This is a genomic window from Kitasatospora sp. DSM 101779, assembly GCF_025655475.1.
Lineage (GTDB): Bacteria > Actinomycetota > Actinomycetes > Streptomycetales > Streptomycetaceae > Kitasatospora.
Genome location: NZ_JAHTIK010000001.1, coordinates 4,166,109 through 4,177,531, shown reverse-complemented (window position 1 = coordinate 4,177,531; position 11,423 = coordinate 4,166,109). Strand labels below are relative to the sequence as shown.

Below are 11,423 nucleotides of genomic sequence, written 5' to 3'. Positions count from 1 at the left end.
CCCGTCGCCCCGCCGGCGGCCGCGGCTCCCCCGGCGCTGCCCGAGCGCACCCCGGCCCCCGGGGTACCCGCACCGCCCGGTGCCCCCCCGGCGGGCGGCGCCCGCAAGGACGAGCCGGCCCGGCTGAACCCCAAGTACCTCTTCGACACCTTCGTCATCGGCGCGAGCAACCGCTTCGCGCACGCGGCCGCGGTCGCCGTGGCCGAGGCCCCGGCGAAGGCGTACAACCCGCTCTTCATCTACGGCGAGTCCGGCCTCGGCAAGACGCACCTGCTGCACGCCATCGGCCACTACTCGCGCAGCCTGTTCCCCGGCACCCGGGTGCGGTACGTGAGCTCCGAGGAGTTCACCAACGAGTTCATCAACTCGATCCGCGACGGCAAGGCGGACGCGTTCCGCAAGCGGTACCGGGACATGGACATCCTGCTGGTGGACGACGTCCAGTTCCTGGCGAGCAAGGAGTCCACGCAGGAGGAGTTCTTCCACACCTTCAACACGCTGCACAACGCCAACAAGCAGATCGTGCTGTCCTCGGACCGGCCGCCCAAGCAGCTGATCACGCTGGAGGACCGGCTGCGGAACCGCTTCGAGTGGGGTCTGATCACCGACGTCACCCCGCCGGAGCTGGAGACCCGGATCGCGATCCTGCGGAAGAAGGCGATCCAGGAGCAGCTGAACGCGCCGGCCGACGTGCTGGAGTTCATCGCCTCCCGGATCACCCGGAACATCCGCGAGCTGGAGGGCGCACTGATCCGGGTCACGGCCTTCGCCAACCTCAACCGGGCGCCGGTCGACCTGGAGCTGGCCGGAATCGTCCTCAAGGACCTGATCCCGGGCGGCGACGAGGACGCCGGGCCGGAGATCACCGCGCAGGTGATCATGCAGCAGACGGCCGCCTACTTCGGCCTGGGCGTGGACGACCTCTGCGGATCCTCGCGCAGCCGCGTGCTGGTGACGGCACGTCAGATCGCCATGTACCTCTGCCGCGAGCTGACGGACCTTTCGCTGCCGAAGATCGGCGCCCAGTTCGGCGGGCGCGACCACACCACGGTGATGCACGCCGACCGGAAGATCCGATCGCTGATGGCCGAGCGCCGCTCGATCTACAACCAGGTCACCGAGCTGACCAACCGCATCAAGAGCTGACCCGCCGAGCGCCCCGTACGGGTGGCGATCGGGCGTTCCGGGCCCCGCTGACGCACCGTCGGCGGGGCCTTCGCCGTACCCGCGTCCGACGCCCGTCCGGGGCCGGCACAGGGTCCGCACGGCATCGGCGGAGGGTCGGCACGGGCGCCGGGCGGGGTCCTACGGCAGGTGTGGACGCCGCCGCGCCGGGGCAGCATCCGGTCGAGGGCGCGAGGGGCGGGAAATGCGCCGAATGGAACATGCGTTCAGCAATTCGAACGGGTCGGTCGCGGGGCGGCGCAATCCACAGGACGGCGAGGTTTTCCCCCGTCCACAGGTGTGCGGAGGCGGAGTTATCCAGAATTCGTCCACAGGGCCGTCCGGGTTACGCTCTTCCCCGCAGGTCAGGTGGCTGTGGACTTGTGCACAACAGTTATCCACAGGGTGTGGATAGTTGACGTTCCGCCAGTCGGCCGATCGGGTTGTCCACCGGTTGTCCCCAGGAAACCGAGAGTTGTCCCCAGGTTCTCCACAGCTGTATCCACAGTTCGACAACTCGGCGCAGATGTTCACCCCCAGGTGTGAAAGGCGTCACGTGATGTTGCTCGACGCCCGTGGATAACCGGGGCATCATCTGGGGACAGAGCTGGGGATAACCTGTGGATACTCAGCGTGCCCTGTGGGTAACTCTCGGTCGTCCACAGCAGGGCCGGGTTGTCCACAGCGGCCGTCCACAGCGACTGTGGACAAAATAGTGGGCCTGACCTGCGGAAACGGGGTTATCCACGGTTTCCACAGGCCCTACTACTACCACTACACATAGAGACCCCTGAGCTTGATCAACAGGGGGGCGGGCCGAAATCTGTGGACAACGCGATCCCGACACTTGTTCGGGTTGCTTCCGCCCATCTGCTCCGTCTGTCGGTGGAGTACGTCAGACTGTTCTCGGCAACTGGAAGCCGGGCGGTTGCGCCGGGCGGCCCAGTGCACCGAGACGATCGAGCGCGCAGCGCACAGCAGTGAGCCAGGAGGCGGTTACCGGTGAAGTTCCGGGTGGAGCGTGATGTCCTCGCGGAGGCGGTGGCCTGGGCGGCTCGCAGCCTCCCGGCGCGGCCGCCGGTGCCGGTGCTGGCCGGCCTGCTGCTGACGGCCCAGGAGGGCTCCCTGGCCCTCTCCGGCTTCGACTACGAGGTCTCGGCCAGGGTCGAGCTGGAGGCGGACGTCGAGGAGGCCGGCACCGTCCTGGTCTCCGGCCGCCTGCTCAACGACATCTCCCGCAACCTGCCGAACCGGCCGGTGGAGATCTCCACCGACGGGATGCGGGTCAGCGTGGTCTGCGGCAGCTCGCGGTTCACCCTGCCGACGCTGCCGGTCGACGAGTACCCGGCCCTGCCGGCGATGCCGACCGCCACCGGCACGGTCTCCGGCGACGTCTTCGCGTCCGCCGTCAGCCAGGCCGCCGTCGCCGCCGGGCGCGACGACACCCTCCCGGTGCTCACGGGTGTCCGGGTCGAGATCGAGGGCGACCGGATCACCCTGGCCGCCACCGACCGGTACCGCTTCGCCGTCCGCGAGCTGCTGTGGAAGCCCGAGCAGCCGGACATCAGCGCGGTCGCCCTGGTGCCCGCCAAGACCCTGCAGGACATCGCGAAGTCCCTCGGCAGCGGCGACACGGTCTCCATCGCGCTGGCCTCGGGCGGCGCGGGCGAGGGCCTGATCGGTTTCGAGGGCGCCGGCCGCCGCACCACCACCCGGCTGCTGGAGGGCGAGTTCCCGAAGTTCCGCAGCCTCTTCCCGACGGAGTTCTCCGCCGTCGCCGCGATCCAGACCCAGCCGTTCCTGGAGGCGCTCAAGCGCGTCTCCCTGGTGGCCGAGCGCAACACCCCGGTCCGGCTGAGCTTCGAGCAGGGTGTGCTGACCCTGGAAGCCGGCTCCGGCGACGACGCCCAGGCCACCGAGCGGATCGACGCCGACCTCGAGGGCGACGACATCTCGATCGCGTTCAACCCGGGCTACCTGGAGGAGGGCCTCAAGGCCATCGACTCCGCCTTCGCCCAGCTGAGCTTCACCACGCCGACCAAGCCGGCGCTGCTCAGCGGCAAGCCCGCGGTGGACGCCGAGGCGGACGAGGCGTACCAGTACCTGATCATGCCGGTCCGGCTCTCCGGCTGACCGCGGCGCCCGCCGTCCGCAGGCGGGCGCACCCGGTCCACACCCTGTGGACGACGAGGCCTCGCCCGGTCGGCTGCGACCGGCGGGGCCTCGCTCCTGGGCGGCGTAGGCTCAGGGCAGCGCGGCAACGGCGCCGCCGTCTCGGCACGAAACCACAGTGAAGGACTTGTCATGGAGCTCGGCCTCATCGGTCTCGGCAAGATGGGCGGCAACATGCGCGAGCGCATCCGCCGCGCCGGCCACACCGTCATCGGCTTCGACCGGAACCCGGACCTCGCCGATGTCGACAGCCTGCAGGAGCTCATCGAGAAGCTGCACGGCCCGCGCGTGGTGTGGGTGATGGTGCCGGCCGGCGGTCCGACCCAGGAGACCGTGGAGCAGCTCGCCGAGCTGCTCTCGCCCGGTGACGTTGTGGTCGACGGCGGCAACTCCCGCTGGACGGACGACATCGCGCACGCCGAGCTGCTGGCCGCCAAGGGCATCGGCTTCGTCGACTGCGGCGTCTCCGGTGGAGTGTGGGGCCTGGAGAACGGCTACGCGCTGATGTACGGCGGCGACGCCGAGCACGTCGAGCGGGTCAAGCCGATCTTCGACGCGCTGAAGCCCGAGGGCGACTTCGGTTCGGTGCACGCGGGCAAGGTCGGCGCCGGCCACTTCGCGAAGATGGTCCACAACGGCATCGAGTACGCGATGATGCAGGCCTTCGCCGAGGGCTGGGAGCTGCTGGAGGCCGCCCCCGAGGTCACCGACGTGCGCGAGGTCTTCCGCAGCTGGCAGGAGGGCACGGTCATCCGCTCGTGGCTGCTGGACCTCGCGGTCCGGGCGCTGGACGACGACGAGCACCTGGCCAAGCTCAAGGGCTGGGCGGCGGACTCCGGCGAGGGCCGCTGGACGGTCGAGGCCGCGATCGACCACGCGGTGCCGCTGCCGGCGATCACCGCCTCGCTCTTCGCGCGCTTCGCCTCGCGGCAGGAGGACTCGCCGCAGATGAAGATGATCGCCGCCCTGCGCAACCAGTTCGGCGGCCACGCGGTCGAGTCGAAGTAGTCCACGGAAGGCGGGCGCAGTCCACCACCATGCATGTCGCGCATCTGTCGCTCGCCGACTTCCGTTCCTACGCCCGGGTCGAGGTGCCCCTCGACCCGGGCGTCACCGCGTTCGTGGGCCCCAACGGCCAGGGCAAGACCAACCTGGTCGAGGCGGTCGGCTACGTGGCGACGCTCGGCAGCCACCGGGTGGCCACCGACGCCCCGCTGATCCGGCTGGGGGCCGAGCGGGCGGTCGTCCGCTGCTCGATCGTGCGGGAGCAGCGGCCCACCCTGGTCGAGTTGGAGATCACCCCGGGGAAGGCCAACCGGGCGCGGATCAACCGTTCGGACAACGTCCGGCCGCGCGACGTGCTGGGGCTGCTGCGGACGGTGCTGTTCGCGCCCGAGGACCTCGCCCTGGTGAAGGGGGACCCGGGAGAGCGGCGGCGGTTCCTGGACGAGCTGCTGACCGCGCGGGCGCCGCGGCTCGCCGGTGTCCGGCAGGACTACGAGCGGGTGCTGAAGCAGCGCAACGCCCTGTTGAAGACGGCGGCGATGGCCCGCCGGGCGGGCGGCGGCAAGGGGGCCGACCTCTCGACCCTGGAGATCTGGGACGGCCACCTGGCCCGGGCCGGCGCCGAGCTGACCGCCTTCCGGCTGCAGTTGGTCGGTGCGCTGCAGCCGCTGGTCGCGGAGGCGTACCGGCAGCTCGCGCCGGGTGCCGGCGAGACGGTGCTGGAGTACCGCAGCTCCTTCGAGGGGGCACTGCCCACCAGCCGGGAGCAGGCGGAGGAGCAGCTGCTGGGGGCGCTGCAGGGGATGCGCAAGCAGGAGATCGAGCGCGGGCTGACCCTGGTCGGCCCGCACCGGGACGAGCTGGTGCTGCGGCTCGGTCCGCTGCCGGCGAAGGGGTACGCCAGCCACGGCGAGTCCTGGTCGTTCGCGCTGGCCCTGCGGCTGGCCTCGTACGAGCTGCTGAAGGCGGACGGCGGCGAGCCGGTGCTGATCCTGGACGACGTGTTCGCCGAGCTGGACGCGCGGCGCCGGGACCGGCTCGCGGAGCTGGTGGCCGGCGGCGAACAGGTGCTGGTGACCGCGGCGGTGCCGGAGGACGTCCCGAAGGCCCTGACCGGCGCGCGCTACGCGGTCTCCGAGGGCACGGTCACCCGGCTCGATCCCTAGGAGCAGGGGGAGGAGGCCCGCGTCGCGCCGTTCCCCGCGCCCGTGGCGGCCGGCCCGGTGCGTACCCTGGAAGGCTCAGTGTTGCCGCGACGAGGGAGAGCCGCGCCATGAGCGAGACGCCGCCGCAGGGTGCCGGTCAGGCCGGTCCGCAGGGTGCCGGTCAGGCCGGTCCGTCGGGGGTCGACCTGGCCCGGGTGGCGCTGCGGGCGGCCAAGGAGCAGGCGCGGCAGCGCGGTGAGCAGGTCAGGGAGAAGCGCGAGGCCAAGCGGCACGGGCTGCGTAGCGGGGCGCGGGCGGACGGCCGCGATCCGGTCCCGCTGGGTGCCGCGCTGAACCGTTTGATCACGGAGCGGGGTTGGGAGGCGCCGGCGGCGGTCGGCGGGGTGATGGGCCGCTGGCCGCAGATCGTCGGGCCGGACATCGCGGCGCACTGCGTGCCCAAGCAGTTCGAGGAGGCCGCGGCGGTGCTCACCGTGCAGTGCGACTCCACCGCGTGGGCCACCCAACTCCGGCTCCTGGCACGACAGTTGGTGGCCCGCCTGAACCATGAGCTGGGGCACGGCACGGTGCGGGTGATCAAGGTGCTGGGGCCGGACGCCCCCAAGCGCGGCTACGGCCGGCTGCGTGCGCCGGGCAGCCGCGGCCCGGGCGACACCTGGGGATGACGGCATCACCCGGAGTGAACGGATCCGGAACGGCTGGCGGCCCGTCCAGGGGCTCTGAGCCCCCCTATCGAGTATCGGGACATGTGCGGAGGGGATTCAGGGCGGCACATCTGCCCTCAGGGGCTGCCAAACGCCCGTCTCTGTCAGTCGTACCGGTAGACTGGAGCGCAAACGCTGTTGCTCGCAGCAACCGAGTCGAAACGCCGTGGTCGCAGACCCGCCCGACGAAGGGGCGGGGGTGCGGCCCGCGCTGTGCCAGAGAGGGCGCTTCGTGGCCGATTCCGGCAACCCCAGCCAGACCAATGAATCCATCGACCCTGCGACCGGGAAGTCCTACGACGCCAATGCCATCCAGGTGTTGGAGGGTCTGGACGCCGTCCGCAAGCGCCCGGGCATGTACATCGGCTCGACCGGTGAGCGCGGCCTGCACCACCTGGTGTACGAGGTCGTGGACAACTCCGTCGACGAGGCGCTGGCCGGGCACGCGGACACCATCGGGGTGACGATCCTCGCCGACGGCGGTGTGCGGGTGGTCGACAACGGCCGCGGCATCCCCGTCGGCATCGTGCCCGGGCAGGACAAGCCGGCCGTCGAGGTCGTCCTCACGGTGCTGCACGCCGGCGGCAAGTTCGGCGGCGGCGGCTACGCCGTCTCCGGCGGTCTGCACGGTGTCGGCGTCTCGGTCGTCAACGCGCTCTCCACCCGCCTCGCGGTGGAGATCCACACGGACGGCTACCGCTGGACGCAGGACTACAAGATGGGCGCGCCGACCGCCCCGCTCGTCCGGCACGAGGCCACCGAGCGCACCGGCACCAGCGTCACGTTCTGGGCCGACGGCGACATCTTCGAGACCACCGTCTACTCCTTCGAGACGCTCTCCCGCCGCTTCCAGGAGATGGCCTTCCTCAACAAGGGCCTGACCATCTCGCTGACCGACGAGCGCCCCGAGCACTACGACGACGAGGGCAACCCGCTCTCCGTCACCTACCGCTACGACGGCGGCATCGCCGACTTCGTCGCGCACCTCAACTCCCGCAAGGGCGAGATCGTCCACCCCTCGGTCATCTCCTTCGAGGCCGAGGACAAGGACCGGACGATCTCCGTCGAGGTCGCCATGCAGTGGAACGCGTCGTACAGCGAGGGCGTGTACTCCTTCGCCAACACCATCCACACCCACGGCGGCGGTACCCACGAGGAGGGCTTCCGCGCCGCGCTGACCGGTCTGATGAACCGGTACGCCCGCGACAAGAAGCTGCTCCGCGAGAAGGACGACAACCTCTCCGGCGAGGACATCCGCGAGGGTCTGACCGCGATCATCTCGGTCAAGCTTGGCGAGCCGCAGTTCGAGGGCCAGACCAAGGACAAGCTCGGCAACACGGAGGCCAAGACCTTCGTCCAGAAGGTGGTCAACGAGCACCTCGCCGACTGGCTGGACCGCAACCCCAACGAGGCCGCGGACATCATCCGCAAGTCCATCCAGGCCGCCAGCGCCCGGGTTGCCGCCCGCAAGGCCCGCGACCTGACCCGCCGCAAGGGCCTGCTGGAGACCGCCTCGCTGCCGGGCAAGCTCTCCGACTGCCAGTCCAAGGACGCGGCGGAGTGCGAGATCTTCATCGTCGAGGGCGACTCGGCCGGTGGCTCGGCCAAGCAGGGCCGCGACCCGCGCACCCAGGCGATCCTCCCGATCCGCGGCAAGATCCTCAACGTCGAGAAGGCGCGGATCGACAAGGTGCTGCAGAACACCGAGGTCCAGGCGCTGATCTCGGCCTTCGGCTGCGGCATCCAGGAGGACTACGACGCCGCGAAGCTGCGGTACCACAAGATCGTCCTGATGGCCGACGCCGACGTCGACGGCCAGCACATCCGCACCCTGCTGCTCACCCTGCTCTTCCGCTTCATGCGGCCGCTGGTCGAGTCCGGGTACGTGTACCTGGCGATGCCCCCGCTGTACAAGATCAAGTGGGGCAAGGACGACTTCGAGTACGCCTACTCCGACCGCGAGCGCGACGCCGTGATCGCGGCCGGCGTCGAGGCCGGCCGGCGCCTCCCCAAGGACGACGCCATCCAGCGCTTCAAGGGTCTCGGCGAGATGAACGCCGAGGAGCTGCGGATCACCACCATGGACCCGGCGCACCGCCTGCTGCTGCAGGTGACCCTGGAGGACGCCGCCCGCGCCGACGACCTGTTCTCCGTCCTGATGGGCGAGGACGTCGAGGCCCGCCGCTCCTTCATCCAGCGCAACGCCAAGGACGTCCGCTTCCTGGACGTGTGATCCCCAGCGGGATCCCACGGACCAGTCACGCGTGAAAGGAAACTGACCACCAGTGGTCGACGACAACCGTCCGGACGGCGACGACACTCCGGAGAACACCGAGGCCCAGAGCACCCTGCGGATCGAGCCGATCGAGCTCGAGACGGAGATGCAGCGCTCCTACCTCGACTACGCGATGAGCGTCATCGTCAGCCGTGCCCTGCCCGAGGTCCGCGACGGCCTCAAGCCGGTGCACCGGCGCGTGCTCTACGCGATGTACGACGGCGGGTACCGCCCCGAGAAGGGCTACTACAAGTGCGCCCGCGTCGTCGGCGACGTCATGGGCAACTACCACCCGCACGGTGACACGGCCATCTACGAGAGCCTCGTGCGCCTGGCCCAGCCGTGGTCGATGCGGATGCCGCTGGTCGACGGCAACGGCAACTTCGGCTCCCCGGGCAACGACCCGGCCGCGGCGATGCGCTACACCGAGTGCAAGATGATGCCGCTGGCCATGGAGATGATGCGCGACATCGACGAGGAGACCGTCGATTTCGCCGCCAACTACGACGGCCGCTCGCAGGAGCCCGGCGTCCTGCCTGCGCGCATCCCCAACCTGCTGGTCAACGGTGCCACCGGCATCGCGGTCGGCATGGCCACCAACATCCCGCCGCACAACCTCCGCGAGGTGGCCTCGGGCGCGCTGTGGGCGCTGGAGCACCCGGAGGCCTCCCACGAGGAACTGCTGGAAGCCCTGATCGAGCGGATCAAGGGCCCGGACTTCCCGACCGGGGCGCTGATCGTGGGCCGGCGCGGCATCGAGGACGCGTACCGCACCGGTCGCGGCTCGATCACCATGCGCGCGGTCGTCGAGGTCGAGGAGATCCAGGGCCGGCAGTGCCTGGTGATCACCGAGCTGCCGTTCCAGGTGAACCCGGACAACCTCGCGCTGAAGATCGCCGACCTGGTCAAGGACGGCAGGATCGCCGGCATCGCCGACGTCCGCGACGAGTCCTCGTCCCGGACCGGCCAGCGCCTGGTCATCGTGCTCAAGCGGGACGCGGTCGCCAAGGTCGTGCTCAACAACCTGTACAAGCACACCGACCTGCAGACCAACTTCGGCGCCAACATGCTCGCCCTGGTCGACGGCGTGCCGCGCACCCTCTCGCTGGACGCCTTCATCCGGCACTGGGTCGCCCACCAGATCGAGGTCATCGTCCGCCGGACGACCTTCCGGCTGCGCAAGGCCGAGGAGCGCGCCCACATCCTGCGCGCCCTGCTCAAGGCCCTCGACCAGATCGACGCGGTCATCGCCCTCATCCGGGCCTCGGAGAGCGCCGACGCCGCCCGCACCGGCCTGATGGGCCTGCTCCAGATCGACGAGATTCAGGCCAACGCCATCCTCGAGATGCAGCTGCGCCGCCTCGCCGCCCTGGAGAGCGCCCGCATCCTGAGCGAGCACGACGAGCTGCAGGCGAAGATCAACGAGTACAACCAGATCCTCGCCTCCCCCGTGCGCCAGCGCGGGATCGTCTCCGAGGAGCTCACCGCGATCGTCGAGAAGTACGGCGACGAGCGACGCTCCACCCTCATCCCCTCCGACGGCGACCTCTCCATCGAGGACCTCATCGCCGAGGAGGACATCGTCGTCACCATCACCCGCGGCGGCTACGTCAAGCGGACCCGCTCCGACCTCTACCGCTCGCAGAAGCGCGGCGGCAAGGGTGTGCGCGGCGCGCAGCTCAAGCAGGACGACATCGTCGACCACTTCTTCGTGACGACGACCCACAACTGGATCCTGTTCTTCACCAACAAGGGCCGGGTCTACCGCGCCAAGGGCTACGAGCTGCCGGACGCCGGCCGCGACGCCCGCGGCCAGCACGTCGCCAACCTGCTCGCCTTCCAGCCCGAGGAGCACATCGCCCAGGTCATGGCGGTGCGCACCTACGAGGACAAGCCGTACCTCGTCCTCGCCACCCGGGCCGGCCTGGTCAAGAAGTCCCCGCTCAAGGACTACGACTCCCCCCGCTCCGGCGGCCTGATCGCGATCAACCTGCGCCAGGACGAGGAGGGCCGGGACGACGAGCTGATCGGCGCCGAGCTGGTCTCCGCCGAGGACGACCTGCTGCTCATCTCCCGCAAGGCCCAGTCGATCCGGTTCACCGCAACGGACGAGGCACTGCGTCCGATGAGCCGCGCCACCTCCGGCGTGAAGGGCATGGCCTTCCGCGAGGACGACGAACTGCTCTCGATGAACGTGATCCGGCCGGGTACCTTCGTGTTCACGGCCACCGACGGCGGCTACGCCAAGCGGACGTCGGTCGACGAGTACCGTGTCCAGGGACGCGGCGGATTCGGCATCAAGGCGGCGAAGATCGTCGAAGGCCGGGGTTCGCTGGTCGGCGCCCTGGTCGTCGAGGAGAGCGACGAGATCATGGCCATCACCCTCTCGGGCGGCGTGATCCGGACAAGGGTTTCCGAGGTGCGTGAAACCGGACGTGACACCATGGGCGTCCAACTGATCAACCTCGGAAAGCGCGACGCGGTCGTGGGCATGGCCCGCAACGCGGAGGCGGAGGACGAGGACACCGTGGAGGGCGAGGCCGACGAGGCTCGGGCCGACACGGACACGACGACGGCGGACGGCACGGCCGACCAGGCCTGACCGCACGTCCGGGCGGCCGGCGCGGTCCTCCCCGAGGGCGGCGCCGGCCGCCGGCCACCCCGGCCGGGGCCGGCCGACAGACGATGACCGGGCGGCGGCGGCCGACCGGGAGGGAAAAGCGGGAGGACCAGGGTGAGTGGAGCCACGGGCGGAGCGGGAGGTGCCGCGGGCGGAGCGCCGGGCGCCGCGCAGGGCGGAACGCCCTACAGCGGCGTACCGCAGCCTCCGGCCGAGCACCCGGCCGCTTCCACCTCGCTGATGCCCCCCGTCGCCTCCGCCGGCCAGCCCGGCCCCGGCGGCTACGCCGCGAGCGGCGGCACCGCGCCGGCCGCCCC

At 70.5% G+C, this 11,423-nt stretch carries 7 protein-coding genes and 1 pseudogene; all 8 read left to right on the top strand.

Annotation, left to right across the window (positions count from 1 at the left end; translation table 11 throughout):
- Positions 1–1,146: chromosomal replication initiator protein DnaA (dnaA, locus tag KSNIM_RS18965; RefSeq protein WP_263104401.1), on the top strand; the 1,146-nt coding region annotated here is incomplete at its 5' end.
- A 1,020-nt stretch (positions 1,147–2,166) separates the two neighbouring features.
- A complete protein-coding gene (gene dnaN / locus KSNIM_RS18960) occupies positions 2,167–3,297 on the top strand; it encodes a DNA polymerase III subunit beta (protein ID WP_030270114.1) in 1,131 nt (376 codons plus the stop codon).
- 171 nt (positions 3,298–3,468) lie between these two features.
- On the top strand, positions 3,469–4,344 hold the full coding sequence (gene gnd / locus KSNIM_RS18955; RefSeq protein ID WP_263104400.1) for a phosphogluconate dehydrogenase (NAD(+)-dependent, decarboxylating): 876 nt from the start codon (positions 3,469–3,471) through the stop codon (positions 4,342–4,344).
- A gap of 29 nt (positions 4,345–4,373) precedes the next feature.
- On the top strand, positions 4,374–5,507 hold the full coding sequence (gene recF, locus KSNIM_RS18950) for a DNA replication/repair protein RecF (protein WP_263104399.1): 1,134 nt from the start codon (positions 4,374–4,376) through the stop codon (positions 5,505–5,507).
- Positions 5,508–5,614: 107 nt separating this feature from the next.
- Positions 5,615–6,172, top strand: coding sequence for a DUF721 domain-containing protein (locus KSNIM_RS18945; protein WP_263104398.1), 558 nt, complete (start codon positions 5,615–5,617; stop codon positions 6,170–6,172).
- 271 nt (positions 6,173–6,443) lie between these two features.
- Positions 6,444–8,444, top strand: a complete 2,001-nt coding sequence (gene gyrB, locus KSNIM_RS18940; RefSeq protein ID WP_263104397.1) for a DNA topoisomerase (ATP-hydrolyzing) subunit B — start codon at positions 6,444–6,446, stop codon at positions 8,442–8,444.
- 52 nt (positions 8,445–8,496) lie between these two features.
- Positions 8,497–11,088, top strand: a complete 2,592-nt coding sequence (gene gyrA, locus KSNIM_RS18935) for a DNA gyrase subunit A (RefSeq protein WP_411543740.1) — start codon at positions 8,497–8,499, stop codon at positions 11,086–11,088.
- A gap of 132 nt (positions 11,089–11,220) precedes the next feature.
- Positions 11,221–11,423 (top strand): annotated as a pseudogene (locus KSNIM_RS18930) (hypothetical protein); the annotation flags it as partial.

Bases quoted from the DNA above. Each gene is read 5' to 3' on its own strand.
- gnd (WP_263104400.1), top strand. From the start codon at position 3,469: ATGGAGCTCGGCCTCATCGGTCTCGGCAAGATGGGCGGCAACATGCGC.
- KSNIM_RS18945 (WP_263104398.1), top strand. From the start codon at position 5,615: ATGAGCGAGACGCCGCCGCAGGGTGCCGGTCAGGCCGGTCCGCAGGGT.
- recF (WP_263104399.1), top strand. From the start codon at position 4,374: ATGCATGTCGCGCATCTGTCGCTCGCCGACTTCCGTTCCTACGCCCGG.